A 23,994-nucleotide genomic window follows, 5' to 3' on the forward strand; every position below is an offset into this window, starting at 1 on the left:
ATGGTTTATTACTACAATTTCACTTTCATTCCAAAACTTACAGTTTTCATTAAAGGATATCCCATAGAAAGACGCTCGGCCTCCAGATCGTCAATTTTATCCCATGTAAACAAGTTGGTTCCATTTACAAATACCCTTATGGCGTCCAGCTTCTTTAAAAAGCCTTTTTGAGGTAGAGTATAGCCCAGTTCAACACTGCGTAGTTTCAGAAAGTTACCGTTGCGCATCCAAAAATCAGATGCCTGGGTATTATTGGCATTGCTCAGGGTAGAAAGGCGGGGCGAAGTAGCCGTAGTGGCGTTTTCAGGAGTCCAGCTGTTTGCTGAAAATGCGGTAATGTTGTTATTGTTTACAAATGGCTTAATATAGTATGGGGCATCATCAAGCAAGCTAACCGTACGATGCATAACCCCCTGCAGATAGGCGTCAAAATCAAATCCTTTAAATTTAAAACCAAGGTTAAAGCCTATAGTGATTTCGGGTAATTTGGTATAATTTAAGGGTACCTTGTCATAATCATTAATGATACCATTGCCATCCTGGTCGGCAAATTTCAAATCACCTGGCTTCACATTGGTATATGAAGAGGCAACTACACCTTGCTTTAAATTACCATTAGCATCAAAATCAGATTGTTGATAGAAGCCCTTGAAAACCAATCCCCGCATTTGATTAAGAGGATAGCCTTGTGTGTAGAGGTAGTTATAAGGCTGCGGAGCTTCGGATCTTTTGGTTATTTTATTCCGGGCAAAAGCTACCGATCCACCTACATAATATTCAAAATCCCGATGCTTTTGGTCAAATTTAAGAGAGGCTTCAATTCCTTTATTATGTACCTCACCTGTATTGGCATATTGTAAGTTAAAACCGGTGTAATCGGGCACGCCAGCCGATGGGATCTCGAGGATACCCGTGCGTTTTTCTGTAAATACATCTACAGTACCCGAGAGGTTTTTCCATAATTCAAAGTCAACACCAATGTTTAGTGTGGTTTTCTTTTCCCATGCAGCATTCGCATTGGTGAAAGGGCCCTCTGCAAGACCACCATGGTTGGTGTTAGCGGTTCCGGTAATCCATCCCGGGGCGCCTACTGCAAATTGCTGATATAAGAAACGGTAATTTTCATTGATATTACCGGTAGAACCATAAGAAGCTCTTAACTTCAGGAAATTAACAGAAGCGTTATCTTTCAAAAAATCTTCTTTAGATACTATCCAGCCCAAACCAACCGCAGGAAAAAAACCATATCGGTTACCTGGCTGAAAATCAGCCGATCCGTTGTATGCGGCAGAAAAATCAACAATGTATTTTTGATCATAGTCATAGGTCAAATCGCCAGACAAGCCTTGTGTACGTACCTGATAAGTTAAACCATTGTGGCTATAACCTTGCCTTCGGGCCATGATCATACCGGTAAAAGTATGTTTGCCAAAACTGCGATCATAATCAAAACCTACCTGTACAGTAGTCCGGTTCCAGAATGGGCCGCCGTTGTCATTACTTGACTGACTGATAGTACCTATCGTTTTATAAACAACACTGCCATTTGACATTACCGGCTGGTCATTAGCATCTTTTACAATCTCATAAGACGGCACCGAGAAAAGTTTTTGATAAACACCAACATACTGGTTGCTAAATGATACCAAGCCCCGCAGGTCCAGGCCTTTGGTTATGGCGTCCAGTTTCTGGGTAAAGCTAAAGGTTGTTTGCAGGGTTCTGGTGTGAGAGCTATACACTCCGTTTTGTTGCAGAAGCTCAACCGGGTTAAAATTATACACAGAACTATTTCCCCATGAACCATTTGGATTTTTCACCGAGAAAGCAGACGCGGGCAAATACATGAGCGCGTTGAATACATCGCCCGCGGCAAAACCTGATGGGGTATTTCTATCTTCAGTTATACCACTGATATTGGCCATTACCGATAGATTTTTGTTCAACTGCAGTTCCACATTAGCCCGAAGGTTTAACTTGGTATACCTGGCGTTTGTACCAAAATCCTTATCAATAATATTGGCATTTTTATATAAACCTTCAAAGTTGGTGTAATTCATCAGCACAAAATATTTGGCTGTGGCATTGCCTCCCCTGAAAGAAAAATTGTAATCCTGAATGGTTGATGTTTTTTTAAGCAACTCATCGTACCAGTTCACATTTGGGTGAAACGGATCGTTAGCAGCCTTATACAATTCCGGATTTGGATACTTAACAGGCAAGCCATCATTTTTTAAAGCCTGATTATAACCTGTGGTATAGCCATAGGCATCCATCACCGTGGGCAGGTCAATGGCGCTGAGTATCCCATACCTGCCGTTAACCGTTATTTGTGTTTTAGGCATCACCGCTCCCCGTTTGGTTTTGATACTGAGCACACCAGCTCCTCCCTGTAACCCATATACGGCTAATGCAGTAGCGTCTTTCAACAGCGTTACCGATTCTATTTCATAAGCTGATAAACCACTTATGGCTCCCATGTCAACCTGTGAGCCGTCCAGATAAATGAGTACCTGATTCCCGGCTATATTCCAGCTGCTTTGCCCCCTAACATAAAGGGTGGGATTATCATACCCAGGTTCACCAGATCCGGTTACCACAGTTAAACCCGGAATGCGCCCCTGAAGTGTATTTAATAAATTACCTACAGTCATATGGGTTAAGTCTTCACCCGGCAGGGTAAAAACCGCGCCTGTATTTCTCCAGGATCTTTCAATTTTTATTCCACCATCAATTATTGCTTTTGAAGCAGCATTATTGGCTTTAATGGAATCTGCCCGACTTACATTTGTAGTTTGCGCATTGGCGGCAGAAAAGCTACAGAACGTAAAAATCCATGCAAAAAGGCTTATATATTCTTTTTTCATTTTTCTCATTAATTGTTAATGTGTACAGCTGATTACCACCCCGGATTTTGTCCATCCCAACTCTTATTACCCAGATATCTTAAACTGATCTCTTTACTGGGGAACGGAACGTAATAGTATTTTGCGGGAAACACTCTTGTAACAAAAGGCACAACCTGCCAGGTTCGCTTTAATTGCCCGTCTGTACCTTTCCTTGCAGTGGTTTGGATACCGTGCAAAGTGCCATTTAACACCGATTTTGCCTTTAGCCAACGGTTAAGGTCATTATACCGATGACCTTCATAGGCTAATTCAATAGTACGTTCATTTTGAATAGCATCCCTGAATGAACCGGCGTCAGCAGGATGTTTTTCGGGCATTCCGGCTCTTTTTCTGATCAGGTTAAGATAGTTAGTAGCATCGCCTCCCGGCCCCTGGTATTCATTCAATGCTTCGGCGTAGCTCAAATAAAACTCCGCTAAACGAAACACCGGCCAGGCCAGGTGATTGTCGGTCATATTATCAACCCGGGCAACAAACTTATACACCTCTGTAGCATAACCATCAACCCCGGCATCACTACTGGCCAGGTTACCATCGGTTGAATAATCCCCCTTTTTATAATAGGCTAAAACACCACGCTGACTGCTGTAATATTTACCATCATAAGCGATAGTTTGATAAAACCTGGGATCAAGATTAAGAGCTGCAATATCAACCGGCAAGTCGGCACCGGTAGCAGGTAAAGTCCACTTAGTACCGTCCGTTTTTTCATACTGCTGTATAAATTCAACAGGCACATTGTTCTTTACGCCCCATTGAGCCAAACGTAATTTCGACGATAAATACTGTCCCCACACAAAACCGCTGCCCGCCTGGTTAGCCGTGTTCACTAAAATCAGCTCCTGGTTTGCAAATACGTTCCATACCGACTCATAATCACCAAGTGTGGCATAGGTTTCGCCGGTTGTTAAAGGTTTCCCGGTATTGAGTAAAGATACCCCTGCACCTCCTGCGTTATCTATTACGTCTTTAGCAGCCTTGGCCGCTTTGTTCCAACGCTCCTGGTCATAACTCGCATAAGCCAATACTGTGTCGCGACCATCTCCAAAACGGGCGCCTGATACTTCGGCTTTTAAATTGGCTGGTGTATTATAAAGCGGACTTGCAGCATATAATAATATCCTGGCTTTTAAAGCCAAAGCAGCCAGCTTGGTAACCTTTCCAAAATCGGCAGATGCACGTGTAGCGGGCAGCATGCTTGCAGCCTGGTCGCACCATTTAACTACACTATCAACTACAGATTGCACCGAGCTGCGCGGTATCTCGATTTTGGAGTCACCGTCCAAAGGCTTATTTACAATGGGGATACCACCATAATATCTGAACGCCTCAAAATGCTGCATAGCCCTGCAAAAAAGGGCCTGCCCTTTTACATCTGTCTTCCAGTTTGCATCGGCATCAGCAACCTTATTGATATTTTTCAATACCAGGTTTGCCTGCCTTATGCCTTTGTAATGCCAGCCATAACCAGGGCCATTATCCGCGCCAAAACCGTAATCACAGTTGGCGTCGGCACTCATGTTACCGGTGATATATGATCCGGTACCAATTGTATTTGAAGCCCAATCATAAGCAGGGTGTATAATATACAGCTGATCTGTAATGGCTTCGGGACGGCAACCATCATAGGTTTGCGGAAAATAACCCCTTATGCACAGATAATACATCTCTGCTATCGCATACTGTGCCTGGTTCTTGCTGTCAAAAATAGTATCAACCGTTACCGACCCACCTTTGGGTTTTTCCAGAAAGCTTTTTTTGCAGCTTGTTGTAGACAAGCCACCAACAATACCTACAAAAAGCAATATGAGTATATTTATTCTTTTCATTATTTAGCTATTAGTTGATTAAAAATTAACATTTAAACCCGCGTTATAGGTTCGGGTTAGCGGATAACCGATGTATCCTAAATTTTCGGGATCACCCCATATTTTATTAGGTGACCATGTGTACAGGTTCAATCCGTTCACATAAAAACGGGCAGATTTGATACCCACTTTTTTCAAAAAACTTGGCTTGAGCGTATACCCTATCTCCATGTTTTTCAATCGCAGATATGAGGTACTTTTCAGGAAAAAAGTGCTGTAGGCGGCCGCCTGGTTATAGGCAGCAATAGGAAAGTCGATCCGGTCGCCATTGTCATAGCGCTCCTGCGTATAGCGGTTCAGATCCACATCAAAAAGTGATTGCTGCTTGTTAAAATGAAGCTCCTGCATGGCATATTTGGCCACTCCGCCAACACCCTGCAAGAGTGCCGAAAAGTCGAACCCTTTATAGCTGAAACCGAATGAAAAACCGTAGCTAAGTTCCGGTATATCTGTTTTGCCGGTTCGCACATAATCCTTTTCGTTGATGATACCGTCGCCATTAACATCCACCAACCTAACTTCGCCGGGTTGCAGCGGAGCACCCGCATAACCCAGATCTTTCTGATAAACCGGGTTCCCTGCAGCGTTCACATAAGGTTTCCCACTTTTATCTAAGGCCCTTACCGGGCTTGACAATATGGGGTTTCCGTTACCATCAATAGCATATAGCTGTGACCATGAAGTATACAAGCCGTTTGCCTGCAGGTATGATCCCTGGTTGATAGGGCGACCGGTAGCGGCGTTATATTCCTGTCCGGGAGCAATAGCTTCGTCTTGGAAAATAATCTTGTTCTTGTTGGTTGAGGCATTTCCTTTTACCCACCAGGTAAATTTTCCGGGGGCACTGTTATAGGTGATCTCCAACTCATTACCCCAATTTTTCACCTCACCTAAATTGTATGGAGGTAAAGTTGCCTGAACTATACCCGGAACACTTCCGCGGTATGAAAGAATGTTTTTACGATGTTCGTTAAAGTGATCAAACGTAAGCGTAACGCGTTCGTTAAATAAATGCGCCTCTAAACCTATATTTGATTTGGTGGCAACTTCCCAGGTAACATTTGGATTACCCAATACATTCTCCATTGCTCCTTGTACACTGTTACGGTCATTGAGCGTTCCGAAAGTATAGCTATCGCCATATTTCCAGGTATCAGGTAAATACAAATAACGGGCAAGCTGCGGGGGATTACTCCCAGGCACATAAATCCCATCATTTCCTACCTTACCTAAACTCCCCCTGACTTTCAGGTAGGTTACATAATCGGTTTTGGGGAAGAAAGACTCATTACTGGCAATCCAACCCAATGAATAAGCAGGCAGGAAACCAAATCTTTTGCCTTCGGGAAAATTTTCAGATCCGTTATAACCCATGTTATACTCAGCCAGATATCTATTATCATAAGCGTAAGTTACCCTTGCAGCGGCACCTTCATAAGCATGGGGCAGATCAGGAACATAAGTAGGGTCATACCGTTTTTCGGCATTCGCTAATATCAGACCTGTAACAACATGTTTTTTTGCAAAAGTATGGTTGTAGTTTATCGAAAACTCTCCATATAGCTTACGCCATTTTTCGGTGTAGTAATCAGTTGATCTCATGGGTGCCACATCATTAGTCAACTGCACCAGGATGGGATTTAATTTATCGCCATTGGGATTAGGTCGTACACCATATAGCAATGGTGTATACTTTCCGTATGAGCGGTCCTGAAAATAACTATCATAAGCACCTCTTGCGTTGATTGATAAACCTTCGGTAATAAAATCGAGTTTATGCGTTAATTTGATTGAAGAATTTAAGGTACTATTGGTATTGATATTGTAATTATTGCTGTTGGCTATGGCATATAATGGATTGAGCTGCTCATTCTGATTACTAAACGGCACCACAAATTTACCATTGATAATACCAGGCGATCCAAGCGGCGAAGACCATAGGATACGTTTTTCCCAGGTATAGGCATCATTATCCATACCTGTTATAGTTACATACTGTGTAGCAATATCAACCGATACGCGGAAGTTTTTATTGACATCAAAATCAAGGTTTGAACGCAAATTGTAACGTTTTTTCTTGAACTGCATGTCGTCGCCGAATGGCATATAATCTGTATTAAACAAGCCGCCTTGTTTCAAATAACCAAGGGATACGAAATATTTTACAGACGGCGTTCCACCGGTAATATTTACGTTGTACTGGGTTTGCGGTGTGAACTTATTAAAGATCTGTTTTTTCCAATCCTGATCCGGATGTCCGTAAGGGTCATAATAGGGATTTGGCTTTCCATTGACAGTGGGCGTATGTGCATTCTGGTAATATTTCAGGTCATCAGGTGAGTAATAGATCGTGGCTTCTTTTACCCAATTAGCATCTCTTTTCTGGGCAAAATCACTCCAGGTTTTTACATCAGCATCACGGGAATGCTGTATCCAATAGTTCTCATAACTCTGTTCATTTAATAAGGAAGCATATTGGTATGAATTAACAAAATTAGGCATACTGGAGAATTGTGATATAGCCGTTTGGGCTGTACCACTTACTTTAGGAGCGCCTTCTTTACCGCGCTTAGTGGTGATCAGAATAACACCGTTGGCACCACGAACACCATATACTGCTGTAGCGGAAGCATCTTTTAATATGCTCACCGTTTCAACTTCATTGGGATCGATATCATTATAGGTATCGCGTGCAACACCATCAACCATAATTAGCGGAGCGGTTACACCTGTGTAGGTTCCAACGCCACGTACATATAGGGTTGAGTTGTCATCACCTGGTTTACCGGATGTTTGGATAGCTGTTAAACCTGATAAACGGCCGGCTAATGCATTACTTAAATTCGCGGTTGGCGATTGTACCAGGTCTTTAGTACCAATAGAGGTAATGGCCCCGGTAACCGATTCTTTCCTTTGCGTACCATAACCTACTACTACAACTTCGTTCAGGTCAGTTGGATTATCTTCGAGGGTTATATTGAGTTGTGGTTTACCATTAAGCGGCATTTCGCGGGTTACAAAGCCAACAAAGCTGAAAACCAATATGGCGTTTTCATCACTAACATTAATGGTATAATTTCCATTATTGTCGGTCACTACACCAGTTCTTGTCCCCTTTTCTTTGATGGTTACACCTGGTAAGGGAAAACCCTTATTGTCAGTAATTTTTCCCGTAATTTTTTTCGGTGGCTTTGCATTGTCACTCTGGCCTGTTTTTTTACTAATTAATATGGTTTTATTTTCAATTACATAGGTGAGTAACTGGTTGGCAAAGCACATATCCAGTGCCTGTTTTAAAGGGACATTTTTAAGATCAAGGCTTACCGGTTTGGCAAACTTCAGGTCGTCTGAGTTATATAAAAAATCGTAGCCTGTTTGATTTTGTATTTGCTCAAATACTTCTTTCAGATTACTTTTTTCGGCCTTCAATGTAACCTTCTGTGCGTAAGTTGCTGCTGTTACCTGTAAAAAGGTGGCGGTTAGCAAAATTAGGGTTAGTTTCATGATAAGCACAGGTTTATATAGGCGCCCACGTTGTTTGCCGCAAGTAAATGCAGTAAAATTTTTATACATTTGAATGTCAGTTTATTAATTAAGTGGTTGTATTCGCTGCAATTAATTTCATTATCTGTCATAGCCGGATCATGGCTGACACCAGGGGCGGTCCGAAACGCTCCTGGTTTACTTCCAGATAATAATAAGTGAGAAATGGGAATGTAGATTTATTGCATAACTATAATCCTCCTTCCTGTAATTTTAAAGTGTACTTTTCCTATTTTTTCCAGATTATTCAATAACTCTGTAATTCCTTTGGAGCGATAAAATGTGCCCCCAAAACGCTGATTTTCAAAGTTGCCCTGATATTCAACATCCACATCATACCAGCGAGATAACTTTTTCATAATGGCGTTGATGTTGTCATCGTTAAATACAAAATACCCGTTTTTCCAGGCCATAACCTGGTTAATGCTGGCTTCAGAAACATTGATTAAATCGGTGTTGTTTTTAATAACAGCCTGTTGGCCTGGCTTTAATAAGCACTGCTTATTATTTTTACTGATCTGAACTGAGCCTTCTAATAAAGTAGTGGTAAGTTCCGCATCATCATTATAGGCCGCGATATTGAAATGTGTACCTAAAACTTTCACATAGGTGTTATTAACATGAACATAAAAAGGCTTATTCCTATTTTTAGCGACTTCAAAATAGGCTTCTCCGGTAAGCTTTACATGCCTTTCGTTACCTGCAAACTCCACGGGGTAACTTAATGATGATGATGAGTTTAACCATACATTGGTACCATCCGGGAGTTTCACTTTATACTCGCCTCCACGCGGGGTGCTTAATGTGTTATATATAGTATCGGTATGTGTAATTGTTCTGCTATTATCTGCCTGTGCATTATAAACAAGTCCTTCATTATGAGCCTTGTTAACCACTGTGCGGCCAGATTTTGTTAGCATCCCATCAGCCACGCTGTCCAGTAAAATAACTTTCCCGTTTGCCAGTGTTAACGTTGCTTTAGCGCTGCCCGGTAAAATTTGAGAAGATTTAACTTTTGTTAAATCATTTTGATCGGTTACTTTATTATACCTGTTAAATAAAAAATAAAAGCTAACAGCGCTAAAAAAAACAAGGATAACGGCAACTCTTATCCAGTTGCTGTACCATTTGCTTGCAGATTCACTATCCTCAGGTTCTTCAGTTTCACGAATAAATCTGCTATCAGATTTAATGCGCTCTAAAACTTTTTTAGCCTGAAAACGATTAAACTCCGGCCCTTCTTCAAGCATCAATAACCGCTCATCTATTGTCTTAGCTATTTCGTCAGGATCATTATTACGCAGATAATCAAGCAACTCAATACAATCAGTATCAGTTATGGTATTATTAAAATACTGCTGCAATAAACGCTCGAGTTTATCCTTGTTCATATATAATGGTTTATAATACCCAGAATGGGTTTGGTATGTAGAGAACACACCAACTGAAGGATAGGACTAGTCAGAAATAAAAAAAATTAAATCCAGAAAAATAAAACTGCAAAATAGATGAGATCTGAATATTGCAAGTGGGATCTTAAAGTTTTGAGCGCCTCAACCATATGGTTTTTTACCGTATTTGGCGATATCTGTAATTGATCGGCTATTTCTTTGTGCGATAGGTGCTCTACACGGCTTAATCTGAATATGAGTTGTTGCTGTTTAGGTAGCTTATTAATGATCTTTTCGGTAAACTTCTCCAATTCATTAACCAGCAGGTCTTCTTCCGTATCGTTATGTGAGGTTACAATACGATTGATCAATTTATCGGCAAATTCTCTGGATTGGCAAATTTGCCTTAGCGCATTTAGTGATAATCTTTTGGCTATTACATAAATGTATAGCCACATATTTCCTTCGGGGTTCAATTTTTCCCGGCTCATCCAAAGATTTATAAAACATTCCTGAACAATCTCTTCACTCTGTTCTCTGTCTTTTAAAAATCTGAATGCCAGCCTGTAAACTTTTTCACAGTACATTTCATAAATAGCATCAAATGCAGACTCTTCACCTGCAATCAATTGCTGAATTTGATCACTGTTAATAATTTTATGCACTTTACTATTTACGTTTATAATTAATTGGGACCTAAATATAAATAGGAATTTTTGATATTGCCATTCACTTTTCCATTTAGTTTACCACTACATTAACACTACCAGAAAAAAACATCAAAAACAATAGCCTAACAATAAGTTAAAGTTAGCATGATATGCAACAGCTACAAGTGATTGCTGATCATCGTATATAAAATTGTTTTTATAGTGGTTAATCGTGTACTTTATTAAACATTTGATATTCATAATGTGTAATTTGGCCCTATAAATTTGATTGATGATTTTATGATCAATTTAACAGAGCGACACCAGTATATTATCAATAAAATGCAAAAGGAGGGCTATGTTGAAGTAGTTGACCTGTGCAAAGAATTGAAAGTCTCGTCCGTAACCATCAGGAAGGATCTGAAATATCTGGAAGAAAAACATTTGCTTTTCCGTACGCATGGCGGGGCTACACAAAGTAACCCTTACACTTCTGATAGGCCGGTAAATGAAAAAGAAAAAATAAATTCGGCCGAAAAGATGCGTATCGGGGCTGCTGCTGCCGGCCTCATCGGGGTTAATGACTCCATTATCCTGGCTTCGGGGACAACCATACAGGCCTTTGCAAAAAGCATACAAGCCAGGGAAGCTCTTACGGTTATCACCTCATCGTTAAATGTAGCTATCGAGCTGATCCATACCCCGGGGGTTGAAGTATTGCAACTGGGCGGAATGATCAGAAAAAGTTCCTCATCAGTAATGGGCGCCTACGCCGAAAACATTCTGAAAGATTTTTTCTGCAGCATGCTGTTTTTGGGTGTGGATGGCATTGATATTGAATATGGCCTCACTACAACCAATGCCATGGAGGCCCATTTGAATAAACAAATGATGGCCATCTCTAACAAAACCATTGTACTGGCTGATTCCACCAAATTCGGGAAACGAGGTTTTGGTAAAATATGTAATATTGATGAAATAGACCAGATCATTACCGATGACCAGGTATCAGATCATGTAGTAAACACACTGGAAAGTGCTGGTGTTACCGTTACTATTGCTTAGTTCTTTGACTGCATGCTTGTATTTATAGAATAAATACGGTTCAGTTAAATAATTAAAAACTTAGACCGACTTCCATATTTTGAACACATTTTCATATCGGGCATCCATATCACGTATAACAACTGATAAATGATCCTGGCGTACCGGAAAATGTTTGTCAATAGTGTAATAGATCTTTTGCAGGAGATTACCGAGCTTTTGTTCAAAATCAGCTTTACTGATACTAATCAACACCTGGTTACCCAAAGCGGCCACTATCCCTTGTTCTCCTATCTCGCTTTTTAGCAAATGTATCACGTTAACGGTTAACGTTCTGGCAGCAATTTCTGCCATTGTTATCATTTCGTTCATTAAAATAACCCTAATTAAATAAGAAAAAGCGCATTTGTTTATCTTATTGAAATGCGCGGGCGTTTATGTACATGGACTTCTTCGGGTTGCTGATCGGCAAGCTTAACCACAATGTCCCGATCGCCTATGGTACTGCCATCCAGCTCCTTGATCGCCTGTAAACCTTGCTGGTCGTCCTGCATTTCCACAAAGCCAAAACCTTTGCTCTTACCCGTTTTAGGTTCTATTATAATTTTAACAGCTATAACGGCACCAAATAATTCAAACAATTGCCTGATACCTACACCGCTTACGTAAAATGGAATATTCGCTACAAAAATCTTCATAATTCCTGATTTTTAATGACAAACACTTATTAACCCTCAGTTAACAAGTAACGATTTGGATTTATGAAAAGTTTAAGAAATTTTCAAAATTATTGATTATGATTTATTAATGACATCAATTATAAAGATACCGGCATTTACCGGCATCATTACTACCCGGTCTGTATAATTTCTCCGAGGTTACTTCGGGACAAAATGGATCATCTAACTTTCACTGAGTTCAATCGTATCTAAATGGTAATTGAGCAGGATTGTACGCTTGTATAGAGTTACCGGTGTAATGTTCCAAATAACCATTTTCATTTACCGCAAATTTGCCTGTTCCGGATATGTGTGCCGGTTTTTTTCTTTTGGGGCCGCCTAACGGAATAATGATAACCGCTAATAAAGCCACTATTTTTAGTACGATATAAATTGATGCCATGATATAAATATTTGACTATTAATGAATCAGGGCACTCAAACCAATAACATGCCATAAAATACCTGTTGCCATAAATCGGCTTAAAATGAGATAGGGCCATAAAATAGTGGTATTTTAAAATCTATACTATCATTTTGAAAGAGCAGAATTATCAAAATGATAAATGTTAGGATGTGCTCATCATCATCCTCCAAAAGTATAAGTGATCAGTTGAAAAGTATAAATCTGTCTGCGCCTTTCGTCCCACCTTTGCTTCAGCATTTAAATATAAAAGCAATGAAAAAGACAGTATTAATAACCGGCGCTTCATCAGGATTTGGAAAAGAGGCCGTTAAATTATTTCATAAAAACAACTGGAACGTTATAGCTACCATGCGTTCGCCAGAAAAAGAGACAGAATTACCGGCACTTGATCAGGTTTTATTAACCAAATTGGATGTAACCGACAAGGCCAGCATACAAAACGCGGTGAAAGCCGGTATTGAAAAGTTTGGCCAGATTGATGTGTTAGTGAACAATGCGGGCTATGGTGCATTTGGTGCATTGGAAGCTGCCAGTGAAGCAGAGATCAAAAAACAATTCGATGTTAATTTCTTTGGGTTGATTGATGTGACCAAAGCCTTGTTACCCCTGATGCGCCAACAAAGATCAGGCATCATTATCAATATTTCTTCCATCGGGGGCAAGGTCACTTTCCCATTTTCATCTCTTTACCATGCTACCAAATTTGCGTTGGAGGGTTTAACAGAATCTATCCAATATGAGTTAAACCCATTAGGTATCCGCTTAAAAATAGTTGAACCGGGTGGTTATAAAACCGAGTTCGCAGGTCGTTCTATATCCATTTACGGCGTTGGCGGATCAGGCGATTACCAGGCGCCATTTGATAAATTTATCAGCGCGGTAGAGCAATGGCCGATGTCTGAAAACATTAACGAAGTGGCCAATGCCATTTATGAGGCGGCCACCGATGGTACTGAAAAATTGCGTTACCCAGTAGGCCATGATGCCGGGCCAATATTGGAGGCAAGGCACCAGATGGATGATGTGGATTTCAAAAAAATGATAATAGGCCAAATGGGGATTTAGTAGCGAGCAATGATTTTTGGGAATAAGGAGCAAGGACCTTTCTTTTTTCCTTAGTCTTTGCTCCTTATATCCTTGCTCCTTATTCCCAAAAATCCCTACTCTCTAACCTGGGCAGCCTTCCCTTTTTTATAGTAACTTTATCTTATCAATAACAACATGGCCGATAAATACATTGACATTAAATCAATCAGCGAACTGCACCAAATGGTACAATACGCCCCACCCAGGCATCCGCTGGTGAGTGTAATTGACCATTGCGATTTCTATAAAAACTATCGGCCTAAAGCAGAGGTATTTTACCGGTTTGGGTTTTATATCATTTCATGTAAAAAGTTCGACGGATTGTTAAAATACGGTAAGGGTCATTATGATTTTAATGAAGGCTCTCTGATGTTTACAGCGCCCGACCAGGTTATAGGTCCCGGACCTGATGTTCAAGTAGAAGAAGGCTGGGCACTGTTCATCCACCCCGACCTGATGCATGGTACCGATCTGGGCAGGAAGATACACCAGTATTCGTTTTTTAATTACGAGATAAACGAGGCGCTGCATATCTCGGAGGAGGAAAAACTAATCATCAAAGATTGTGTAGCGAAGATCGAAAAAGAGTACGCACTAAATATCGACAAGCATTCGCAGGGCCTTATTGTGAGCAATATTGAATTGTTATTAAATTATTGCAACAGATTTTATGACCGCCAGTTTTATACCCGGGCCAAGGTCAATTCAGACGTGGTACAGCAGTTTGAAAAATTACTAAAAAATTATTTTTCGCAAAGCACCCTTATAGAAACCGGCTTGCCCAGCGTAGGTTATTTTGCCTCCAGGCTCAACCTGTCGCCCAATTATTTGTCAGATCTGCTGGGTAAATTCACAGGCAAAACCACACAGGAGCATATCCACCTGCAACTGATAGACAAAGCGAAAACCATGCTGTGGGGTACCAATCAGTCCATCAGCGAAATTGCTTACGGACTCGGATTTGAGCACCCATCCCACTTTACCAAAATATTTAAAACAAAAACGGGTAAATCGCCCAGTGAATACCGTTTAATGAATTAAAAGTTCTCAGGAGCAGGAATGGCCAAATATTTTAAAACCTGGCTCAAAAAAATAGGAATATACCGGTATCATCAAATCAAAAAGCTCTGCAACACGCAGAGCTTTTCTATAAAAACCGACAAATAAAAATACCCCTATTATTTACGTCCCGGCAAGATCAATCGCTTACGGTTTAGCAAGGGCAATATCTATTTTCCCATCTTCCATACCTTCTATATTCTTGTCAGTAAATATGGTTTTGGAAGTTTTCTCCAGGGCAGTTAATAGCTCTTCCGTACTACCTTTGGCATGAGCCACTAAAATAATAGAACCAGTACCGCTAAATTTCATTTTGGTGCTATCAACCCCGGCGCAGGCTTTTACATTGGTATTCAGTTTCCGAAGGTTTTCCATAGTGATGCCTTTAATGGTGATAACCGTTTTATATCCTGAAAGGGCATTAGCAGGAGCGGATGCAGCTGCATCAACTTTCTTTTTCTTTTTGAAGATCCCAAAAACTTTGTCGGTTGTGGAGCCGGCTCTACCCGCGGTATTTGTCGCGTTATCGGCCTTGTTAAGTAAGCTATTTGCTTTGTCGATAATACCTTGAGCTTTTACCGTAGATATCCCTGTAAGTACGGAGAGCAAAATTAAAACGATAAGATTTTTCATGACGGATTGATTTGGTTAATGCTTGTATAGATTATTTGATAGATGATGGAAACTTTACTTTATTCTCTTAGATGTATAGAGGTTATAGGGATATCTCGTACATAATAATTACTATACAAAACTATTTCATAAATATGTCAATGGAAATACCAGTATTTTTGGAATTATTTATACCAGTTTTTAGGTAGTTGAACCATGGTTTTAGCAGAAATACAAGCCGACATACAGGCAATAGAAGAAGACCGGACGATCTATCAGGAAACCAATTTTAACAGCCGGGCAAATGCTATCGATTTTCTTGATTTTCATATCATTGACCGAATTGATGGGCTACTGCAAAGCCTGGAGCAAAGGAAAGAATTGGAAATACTCAAACAACGGGCTGAGAAAATAAAAGCTATCCTGGAAAATATAGATAGTAACCTGTTTACTCGCCTCAAAGAAAAGATCAGGACAGGTGTTTACACCGGGGCATCTTTCAGGAAAATGATCGATAAATATTGTGGATATAATATTTATGAGCCAGATAAGATCGGTTATGACAACCTGGATGATTTCATCAACGGGCTCTTATCCGACCAGGCCATTCCCGAAGCCACCATGGAGCGGGAACCCGAAATGGTATTTTATCAAAAAACACCTGCCAGAATAATATTTGAGTTAGCGGAGCTGGCAGCATTAGGGCCGGGCGATGTCTTTTTCGACCTGGGCTCGGGCCTGGGCCAGGTGACTATCCTGATGAATCTGATCAGCGAAGCTCCGACAAAAGGAATTGAATATGAACCGGCTTACTTCCATTACGCTAAAGCCTGTGCGTGGCAACTCAACTTACCCCATGTTGAATTCATCAATATAGACGCCCGCCAGGCAGATTATTCTCGGGGCACGGTATTTTTCCTGTATACCCCTTTTGAAGGGGAAATTTTACAAACTGTACTGGAAATATTGCAAAAAGAATCCACAAAAAGAATCATCAGAATTTTCACTTACGGCCCATGTTCCAAAGCGGTAGCATTACAAAGTTGGCTCAGTTGTATACATGGCCAGGCGAATGATCCATATAAACTATGTGAGTTTAAAAGTTTATAGGTATTCACGGCATGAATAGTCCGATTCAAGATGCAAAATGTCTGATTGAACCCTAAACAGGTAAGCGGTCCTGGCTTTTGGTTATAGTTTAGCAACATAACCGGGATAATGAAGGCGATAATTTACTTTATCTTTGCCTTACGACCATCTGTATTCCCGTAAAACAATTGATGCTGAATGAAAAATACAAACTTTAAAATATCTCCGGGGATTATATGGGTCAGTTCAATCTTTCTGGGTTTATTATCATCCGTCCCACAAATTGCGGAGCGGCATTTTAACCCGGCAGAGGCCGCTGTAAACTCGGCAATTACTGGCTTATTTGCCCTGTTTGTATGGTATTATAATATATACACGCTGCGCGGAAACCCGGTTACCAACCGTTCAAACAGAAGCTTTTCTTATTACCGGCTTATGAGCAGCCTATTGATCGGTATTGGGGTTATGCTGGCTTTAGCTTCTATACAGCAACTCATCTTATCGCACATCAACTTCGGGCCGGTAATGCTGATGGTTGAAGTGCGGGGCATACTCATTAATTTGGTTTTTTACATGTTCATACACCTCATGTATCAAAACTACAAAAACCAGCAGGTTAGTATCGAGCTGGAGCGCACCAAATCCGACAACCTGGAAGCGCAATATGAATTACTGAAACAACAGATTAATCCCCATTTCCTATTCAACAGCTTAAATACACTGAAGGCCATGGTGGAAACCAACGACAAAAATTCAGTAGATTTTATTCTGAAACTATCCAATTTTTATCGTTTCACACTGGAAAGCCGCAAGCTGGATCTGATCCATCTATCAGAAGAATTGGAAATAGTTGAAGCCTATAATTTTTTACTAAAGGCCCGGTTTGAGGATGGCTTTACTTTTACCAATACCATCAGTGAAAAATGCTTTGGCACGCTCATTCCGCCGTTTACCTTGCAACTGCTGATAGAAAATTGTATCAAACATAACGTAGTATCATTGGAGCGCCCACTGCATATAAAGTTTTATGAGGAAAACGATAGCTTAGTGATGGAAAATCAGGTACAACCGAAAAGAAATGAGGAATCATCATTGGGTGTGGGCTTAAAAAACATCAGCCTGCGCTATAGCCATTTGTTAGACAAAAAGATTGAGATCATTAATGACAATAAAATATTCAAAATAAAACTCCCGGTAATACATGAACATTATCATCATTGAAGACGAATTAAAAGCAGCCCGATCACTCGAAAACATGATAGCCGAAGTTAGGCCCCAGGCAAAAGTGATAGCTCAACTGCAGAGCATCGAAAGTTCAGTAAAATACCTGACGGAGAACAAACAGCCCGACCTCATATTCATGGACATACAGCTTTCTGATGGCTTATGTTTTGAGATCTTTAAATCTGTTAAAATTACCAGCCCCATTATTTTTTGTACCGCGTTTGATGAGTATTCACTGGAGGCATTTAAGGCCAATAGTGTAGACTATGTATTGAAGCCATTTTCAAAAACCGATATCGCCGACGCTTTTAAGAAGGTCGATGAGCTCAAGAATTTTTTTCAGCAGAGTATTATGCCCGATCTGGGTAGCCTGTTGTCGCAAATTGCGCCACCTGCCGGAAAGAAGAGTTTCCTGGTATTTAAACATAACAAATACACCACCGTATCTACCGATAGTATTGCTTTCTTTTATATCCGGAACGAGGCAACGTCCATCATGTGTTTTGATCAGCAGGAGTATGCTTTAAACCAGTCGCTTGACCAGCTTATAAGCTTACTATCCCCTGTACAATTCTTCAGGTTAAACAGGCAGTATATCGTAAATTTTAGCGCGATAAAAGAGGTGGAACATTATTTTATGCGCAAGTTATTTGTAAAACTCACTATCCCTACGCCCGAGAAATTGTTGATTAATAAAGAGAAAGCGCCTGTTTTTTTAAACTGGCTCGAGAACAGATAAAACACAAAGGTAACGTCAATATTTTGGAGTTCATAAATGTCCGGTCGGCCGGGGACTATGACTAACTGAGCCTTTTTCCACTAAATAAGCAGCTGTTAGGAGAATACTTTTGAGGTAATTAAAAAATCAGAAGATATGAAAACTCTCAAAATTTTAACTTTTTGCGCGGGTGCAATAGCATCCTTATTGGTAGCAACCTCATTGATAGATCCTACCACGGCTTCTCCTAAAAAAGATAATCATCCGGCTACAGGAAAAGGGTTTGCATTACTGGAACTATTTACCTCAGAAGGCTGTTCAAGCTGCCCTGCAGCTGATGACCTCTTGGCCAAAATTCAAAAAGAATCAAAAGACAAACCCGTTTATGTACTGGCGTATCATGTTGATTACTGGAACCGCCTGGGCTGGAAAGATGTGTTCAGCAATCAAGAATTTTCCAAACGGCAGGTTGCCTACGGACAATGGCTTAACAATCCGCAAATTTACACCCCACAGGTAGTGATCAATGGCAAAGCAGAGTGTGTAGGATCAGATGAACCGGCTCTTCGTAATGCCATTTCCGGGGCATTGGCAGGCACAGCATCGGCCAGTGTTACCTTACAGGTTCAGCAGGATAATGATAAGCTGGCCGTCAATTACCAGGTAACCGGCGGCTCGGCAACAGACCGATTATTAATTGCCCTTGTACAAAAATCGGCCATTAGTAAAGTAGCAGCCGGCGAAAACAGCGGCCGTACCTTAGCACACGCACAAATAGTACGACAGCTGCAAACCGTTAATTTAAATTCAGATAAAAAAGGGACAAGCTATATTAAAGCTCCTCATGGTTTTAATCCTCAAGGATGGGAGGTAGTTGGCTTTATCCAGAATACCACTACCGGCGAAGTTTTATCTGCCACCCGGGCCAACCTGAACAGCAATAGCAACCTTAAAAGTAACGCATTATGAACAATGCCGGAAAGTATAGACAAGGAGATTATTACTCGGTATTATATCGTTATTTTCTATGTCATTGCTCACAAGGGCACCCTTTGAAAATAATCCACAAGATTGCGCCATGATCAGCGTTGCCGGAAAGAAGCATAAGGGCAAACATCCTACCAATGAAGATCAGATGCATTTATAAATAAACCATACCAGCCTTTCCAAAGAGAGCTGGTATTTTTATATAGCGGTAAAGTAAAATATCTAATCCATGAAAAAATCATTCTTGATAGCAATGGCATCGTTTCTGAGTATCGGTGCTTATGCGCAAACACAACACGGTTCTGCACTGGAACTGAAGTGCACAGAAGAGGCGGTGACTTTTAGCGCGAACATACAATCTGGCTTGCACCTATACTCGCCTCACATAGGTTATGCGGATATGCTTAAAGCCACACCTAATTTCAGCTCTTCAAACCTTTATACTGGCAAAAACAATATCCCGGAAGTACCTCTTCCGGCCAATTTCGAAAAAGCATTTACACCCGGAGCCTCATCTCCACAAAAAAACAATTTGCTTCTTCAAAAAACGATACATAATTTATTCCAGATAGACGAAACGGCTATCAACCGCGCTTATACTATTTACGATTACAGCAAGATTTTGCCACAGGCAAGCGCCGGGATCACTTTAAATTAATTATCATTACATAAAAAACACGCTATGAAAATTACGTATTACGGCCACTCCTGCTTCTCGGTAGTTGCTGGTAGCAAACACATTTTATTTGACCCTTTTATTACCGGAAACGAATTAGCGAAGGACATCGATATTGATACCATACCAGCTGATTACATTTTTGTATCACACGGACATTTTGACCACATGCTTGATGTGGTAGCCATTGCCAACCGCACGGGAGCTATGGTGGTGAGCATCTGGGAGCTTTACTCTTATTTTAGCAAACAAGGAGTAAAAAATGTACATCCATTAAATCCGGGGGGCAAAGTTGCTTTTGATTTTGGCACGGCAAAATCAGTTATAGCTCAACACTCCAGCAGCCTGCCGGATGGAACTTATGCCGGTGTAGCCTGCGGATTTGTTTTAAAAACCGCTGAGGGTAATTTTTATTACAGCGGTGATACCGGACTTACTTTGGATATGACGCTAATCCCCAAATGGGCAGATCTCGACTTCGCTGTGTTTCCAATTGGAGACGCCTTAACCATGGGTATAGAAGAAGCGATTGAAGCCGCGCAATTTGTTAAAACCAATAAAGTATTGGGTGTTCATTATGACACCTTCGGCTTTATTAAGATCGATAAAGCCGGTGCCATTAAGCAATTTAAAACAGCAGGGATAGAGCTACATCTGCCAGCGATAGGTGAAAGTATTGATATCTGATCAGCCTCAAATTTATCCAAAAAAAAAGCCTGCCCGATTATCTCGGGCAGGCTTTTTTTTATTTAGAAAGGGGTATTAAACGAGATTGATCACTACGTTGATATTACCTTTGGTTAGTTTAGAATATGGACAGGTTTGGTGAGCAGCTTCTATCAAAACTTGCGCTATTTCACGATCTAAACCTGGCAGACTTACATTAAGACGGGCTTGCAGGAAGTAAGCGCCGGAAGTAATACCCAGATCTACTTCTGCATCAATAGCCAGTTCGGCAGGTAGAGTTACCCTCATTTTAGCAGCAGCAATACCCATAGCTCCTTCAAAACATGCCGACCAGCCGGCGGCGAATAATTGCTCTGGATTGGTACCAGGAGCCGATGTGCCAGGAGTAGCATGCCTGATATCTAAACGACCATCATCGCTGCGGGAAAAACCTTCACGGGCACCTGTGGTGCGTACTTTGGCGGTGTATAATACTTTTTCGATTTTATTATCGGTAATGTCTTCGATGATTTTGATTGAATTCACTGGTGAATCTATTTTATTGGTTTCCATTGTTTTATTTTTTAATTGTTGTTTGTTATTATTTTGTTGCTCAAATATACCCTCATATTGGGCGGTGCCCTATCACTAAATACAGCAAGCGGACAACGGGCATGCTGAATCAGACATTTTTAAGTCTGAATATTTTATAGCTTATTTAGTATAATTATCTACTTCGATGATCGCGTCGGCAAAAGCCTTTGGAGCTTCCTGTGGCAGGTTATGCCCTATGCCACCGGTGATTGTCTTGTGCGTGTATTTACCCGAGAATTTATTACGGTAAGATGCAGGTTCGGCATGCGGCGCACCGTTGGCATCGCCTTCAAGGGTTATGGTTGGCACAGTTATAACAGGGCTTTTTGCCAGTTGTTTCTCCAGGTCATCATATTTGGTCTCGCCCTCGGCCAGACCCAGTCTCCAACGGTAATTATGGATCACAATGCTCACATAGTCCGGATTTTCAAAGGAAGCCGCGCTGCGGTTTAAGGTAGCCTCATCAAAGTTCCATTTTGGTGATGCAGTTTCCCAAATCAATTTTGCAAACTCTTTTCTGTATTGGTTATAACCTTCGCGACCGCGTTCTGTAGCGAAATAATACTGGTACCACCAGCTGAACTCGGCTTTTGGTGGCAGCGGATGTTTGCTGGCCTCCAGGTTGGTCATGAGGTAACCGCTCACCGAAACCAAGGCTTCACAACGCTCTGGCCACAGGGCGGCGATAATACAGGCTGTGCGTCCTCCCCAATCATAACCGGCAAATATGGCTTTTTTGATCTGGAGCGCATCCATCAAATTAATGATATCCACAGCAACAGCAGCTTGCTGGCCGTTTCTGGGTGTATTGTCCGAAAGGAAACGGGTAGTACCATGACCGCGTAAATGCGGAATAATTACCCGGTAACCTGCAGATACCAGCAAAGGGGCCACATCAACAAAACTATTGATATCATATGGCCAGCCATGCAGCAAAACAACCACTTTACCGTTGGCAGGCCCTACCTCCACATATCCCATATTGAGCACGCCGGCTTTAATTTGTTTAACATTATCAAATGCCTTATTTGAACTGGGCTTGAATAGGGTTTTACCCGTTGAATTTGCTTTTTCGGGTTGTGCTTTTGCCGGGCTGAATATTCCGAGTTGAGTTGCTGCGATAGTGATTGCCGCGGTACTTAAAAAGCGACGGCGACTGTTTTGGATTTCGTTTGACATCTTAATTTCTCCTTTTATTTAATGGTATAGACTGAATGATAATTACCGGGAGCCCGCAGGTCAATTTAATACATTGGCCTGCGGCCGGTAACACTATATACTCGATCAGTTATTTACGTAATGATTTGAATGCTGCACGAAGCTCTTCTGCAAAAAGTTGTGGCTCTTCCCAGGCAGCAAAGTGACCGCCCTTATTTACCTCGTGGAAATAAATAAGGTTGTGATAGCTTTTTTCGGCCCAGCTTTTTGGTGCCTGATAGATCTCCCCCGGGAAAACAGTTATCGCGGCAGGGATCGAAATATTAACCGCGTTAAAGTTATTGGCATTGTTTTCCCAGTATAGTTGTGCTCCAGATGTAGCTGTGTTGGTCAACCAGTATAAGGTAATATCATCCAGCATCTCATCCTTGGTTAATGATTTTTCAGGATCACCACCACTGTAGGTCCAGTCGGCAAACTTATCATAAAACCATGCGGCCAAACCAACAGGTGAATCAGACAAACTGTAACCAATGGTTTGTGGGCGGGTTACCATGATACCGGCATATCCGCCACCCCTGGTATACAAATTATTCAACGATTGATAAGCAGCTTTTTCTTTGGCAGAAAGGTTGTCTGGAGCGGGACTGCCGCTGGCCAGTAATTTGGCAATATCGGCAGGCACGGTAGCTGGCATGTTAACGTGGATGCCTAATAAGCCAGCCGGTTTTTGAGCCGCCATCTTATCTGCAACTACCGAACCCCAGTCGCCGCCCTGCGATACATAATTTTTATACCCTAAACGCTTCATCAATACATCCCAGGCACGGGCTATGCGATCGGCGTTCCAGCCGATTGTGGTAGGTTTACCCGAGAAACCATAACCTGGCATAGAAGGGATGATCACATCAAATGAATCTTCTTTTCGACCGCCGTAAGCTTCGGGATCGGTGAGCGGACCAACAACTTTCAGCAATTCAAAAACTGAACCTGGCCAGCCGTGGGTAATGATCACCGGCAGGGCGTTTGGATTTTTTGAACGCACATGAATAAAGTGGATATCCAACCCATCAATATTAGTTATGAACTGTGGCAGGGCATTCAGTTTGTCTTCTGCTTTGCGCCAGTCGTACCCTGTTCCCCAATATTTTACCAGGGCTTGTATTTTTTCCAGTTGAGCGCCTTGTGAGCGATCAGTAACCGTTTCTTTTTCGGCCCAGCGGGTTGATTGCACACGTTGACGCAGATCGGCAACTGCTTCATCTGAAATATGAGCATGGAAAGGACGGATAGCATCAGGCTGCTGAGTATCGACAGATGTGTTGGTTTGAGCAAAGCTGGCGGTTGCTGTAAACAGGGCAAATGCACCGGCAATAACTTTACTGATAAGGATGTGTTTATTCGTTTTCATGATTTAAATTTTTTGAGTTTTTGTTATTGTGTCCTCAAAAGTATCCTTACCCTGATCCCAACCCTATCACTATATATGGCAAGTAGACAAAGCCCATCCCGAACTGGTCATTTTTAAACCCGAAATTTCATTTTAAAAGAACGCGTATAACATCTTACAGGTAAAA

21 protein-coding genes are annotated in these 23,994 nt (G+C 41.3%); 9 read left to right on the forward strand and 12 right to left on the reverse strand.

Annotated elements, in window-relative coordinates; translation table 11 throughout:
• Positions 1-11 precede the first annotated feature (11 nt).
• The 5 genes from AB6735_RS01375 to AB6735_RS01395 form a co-directional block, all read right to left on the reverse strand.
• Positions 12-2,864 carry a SusC/RagA family TonB-linked outer membrane protein gene (locus AB6735_RS01375; protein ID WP_370994018.1) on the reverse strand — a complete coding sequence of 951 codons (2,853 nt, stop codon included), beginning with the start codon at positions 2,862-2,864 and terminating at the stop codon, positions 12-14.
• Positions 2,865-2,896: 32 nt separating this feature from the next.
• A complete protein-coding gene (locus tag AB6735_RS01380) occupies positions 2,897-4,735 on the reverse strand; it encodes a RagB/SusD family nutrient uptake outer membrane protein (protein ID WP_370994019.1) in 1,839 nt (612 codons plus the stop codon).
• An 18-nt stretch (positions 4,736-4,753) separates the two neighbouring features.
• Positions 4,754-8,278, reverse strand: coding sequence for a TonB-dependent receptor (locus AB6735_RS01385; protein WP_370994020.1), 3,525 nt, complete (start codon positions 8,276-8,278; stop codon positions 4,754-4,756).
• Positions 8,279-8,496: 218 nt separating this feature from the next.
• The gene (locus AB6735_RS01390) at positions 8,497-9,708 is read right to left on the reverse strand and encodes a FecR family protein (RefSeq protein WP_370994021.1); all 1,212 of its coding nucleotides are present in this window, start codon (positions 9,706-9,708) and stop codon (positions 8,497-8,499) included.
• 86 nt (positions 9,709-9,794) lie between these two features.
• Positions 9,795-10,373 (reverse strand): RNA polymerase sigma factor, encoded by a 579-nt coding sequence (locus tag AB6735_RS01395; protein WP_370994022.1) that lies wholly within the window; start codon positions 10,371-10,373, stop codon positions 9,795-9,797.
• Between the two features lie 285 nt (positions 10,374-10,658).
• Here AB6735_RS01395 and AB6735_RS01400 point away from each other — a divergent pair, with 285 nt between their 5' ends.
• A complete protein-coding gene (locus AB6735_RS01400) occupies positions 10,659-11,423 on the forward strand; it encodes a DeoR/GlpR family DNA-binding transcription regulator (protein WP_370994023.1) in 765 nt (254 codons plus the stop codon).
• Between the two features lie 60 nt (positions 11,424-11,483).
• Here AB6735_RS01400 and AB6735_RS01405 read toward each other — a convergent pair whose 3' ends face one another.
• The 3 genes from AB6735_RS01405 to AB6735_RS01415 form a co-directional block, all read right to left on the reverse strand.
• The gene (locus tag AB6735_RS01405; RefSeq protein ID WP_370994024.1) at positions 11,484-11,774 is read right to left on the reverse strand and encodes a hypothetical protein; all 291 of its coding nucleotides are present in this window, start codon (positions 11,772-11,774) and stop codon (positions 11,484-11,486) included.
• A gap of 38 nt (positions 11,775-11,812) precedes the next feature.
• A complete protein-coding gene (locus tag AB6735_RS01410; protein WP_370994025.1) occupies positions 11,813-12,100 on the reverse strand; it encodes an RNA recognition motif domain-containing protein in 288 nt (95 codons plus the stop codon).
• Positions 12,101-12,320: 220 nt separating this feature from the next.
• Positions 12,321-12,524: a hypothetical protein gene (locus AB6735_RS01415; protein WP_370994026.1), complete on the reverse strand. Its 204-nt coding sequence runs from the start codon at positions 12,522-12,524 to the stop codon at positions 12,321-12,323.
• A 276-nt stretch (positions 12,525-12,800) separates the two neighbouring features.
• Here AB6735_RS01415 and AB6735_RS01420 point away from each other — a divergent pair, with 276 nt between their 5' ends.
• Together AB6735_RS01420 and AB6735_RS01425 are read left to right on the forward strand one after the other, a co-directional pair.
• Positions 12,801-13,613, forward strand: coding sequence for an SDR family oxidoreductase (locus AB6735_RS01420; RefSeq protein WP_370994027.1), 813 nt, complete (start codon positions 12,801-12,803; stop codon positions 13,611-13,613).
• A 156-nt stretch (positions 13,614-13,769) separates the two neighbouring features.
• Positions 13,770-14,675: a helix-turn-helix domain-containing protein gene (locus AB6735_RS01425; protein ID WP_370994028.1), complete on the forward strand. Its 906-nt coding sequence runs from the start codon at positions 13,770-13,772 to the stop codon at positions 14,673-14,675.
• A 165-nt stretch (positions 14,676-14,840) separates the two neighbouring features.
• Here the strand turns inward: AB6735_RS01425 and AB6735_RS01430 are convergent, their stop codons facing one another.
• Complete coding sequence (locus tag AB6735_RS01430; RefSeq protein ID WP_370994029.1) at positions 14,841-15,326, reverse strand: hypothetical protein; 486 nt, start codon at positions 15,324-15,326, stop codon at positions 14,841-14,843.
• Between the two features lie 195 nt (positions 15,327-15,521).
• On the opposite strand from AB6735_RS01430, the gene AB6735_RS01435 reads away from it, so the two are divergent.
• From AB6735_RS01435 to AB6735_RS01460, 6 genes are all read left to right on the forward strand, one after another.
• Positions 15,522-16,415, forward strand: a complete 894-nt coding sequence (locus AB6735_RS01435) for a hypothetical protein (RefSeq protein WP_370994030.1) — start codon at positions 15,522-15,524, stop codon at positions 16,413-16,415.
• A 177-nt stretch (positions 16,416-16,592) separates the two neighbouring features.
• Complete coding sequence (locus AB6735_RS01440; RefSeq protein WP_370994031.1) at positions 16,593-17,615, forward strand: sensor histidine kinase; 1,023 nt, start codon at positions 16,593-16,595, stop codon at positions 17,613-17,615.
• Positions 17,596-18,357, forward strand: coding sequence for a LytR/AlgR family response regulator transcription factor (locus AB6735_RS01445; protein ID WP_370994032.1), 762 nt, complete (start codon positions 17,596-17,598; stop codon positions 18,355-18,357). The genes AB6735_RS01440 and AB6735_RS01445 overlap by 20 nt, the downstream gene beginning before the upstream one ends.
• A 135-nt stretch (positions 18,358-18,492) precedes the next feature.
• A complete protein-coding gene (locus AB6735_RS01450) occupies positions 18,493-19,305 on the forward strand; it encodes a DUF1223 domain-containing protein (RefSeq protein WP_370994033.1) in 813 nt (270 codons plus the stop codon).
• Between the two features lie 247 nt (positions 19,306-19,552).
• Positions 19,553-19,981 carry a hypothetical protein gene (locus AB6735_RS01455; protein ID WP_370994034.1) on the forward strand — a complete coding sequence of 143 codons (429 nt, stop codon included), beginning with the start codon at positions 19,553-19,555 and terminating at the stop codon, positions 19,979-19,981.
• A 24-nt stretch (positions 19,982-20,005) separates the two neighbouring features.
• Entirely contained in the window at positions 20,006-20,686 is a 681-nt protein-coding gene (locus AB6735_RS01460) for a metal-dependent hydrolase (protein WP_370994035.1), read from the forward strand.
• Positions 20,687-20,761: 75 nt separating this feature from the next.
• On the opposite strand, the gene AB6735_RS01465 is transcribed toward AB6735_RS01460, so the two are convergent.
• The 3 genes from AB6735_RS01465 to AB6735_RS01475 all read right to left on the reverse strand — a co-directional run bounded on the left by AB6735_RS01465 (position 20,762) and on the right by AB6735_RS01475 (position 23,828).
• Entirely contained in the window at positions 20,762-21,238 is a 477-nt protein-coding gene (locus tag AB6735_RS01465; RefSeq protein ID WP_370994036.1) for an organic hydroperoxide resistance protein, read from the reverse strand.
• Positions 21,239-21,379: 141 nt separating this feature from the next.
• Positions 21,380-22,438, reverse strand: a complete 1,059-nt coding sequence (locus AB6735_RS01470) for an alpha/beta fold hydrolase (RefSeq protein ID WP_370994037.1) — start codon at positions 22,436-22,438, stop codon at positions 21,380-21,382.
• 109 nt (positions 22,439-22,547) lie between these two features.
• Entirely contained in the window at positions 22,548-23,828 is a 1,281-nt protein-coding gene (locus AB6735_RS01475) for an epoxide hydrolase family protein (protein ID WP_370994038.1), read from the reverse strand.
• Between the last annotated feature and the right edge of the window lie 166 nt (positions 23,829-23,994).

The sequence above is a fragment of the Mucilaginibacter sp. RCC_168 genome (assembly GCF_041355315.1).
In the GTDB taxonomy this organism is placed as follows: domain Bacteria; phylum Bacteroidota; class Bacteroidia; order Sphingobacteriales; family Sphingobacteriaceae; genus Mucilaginibacter.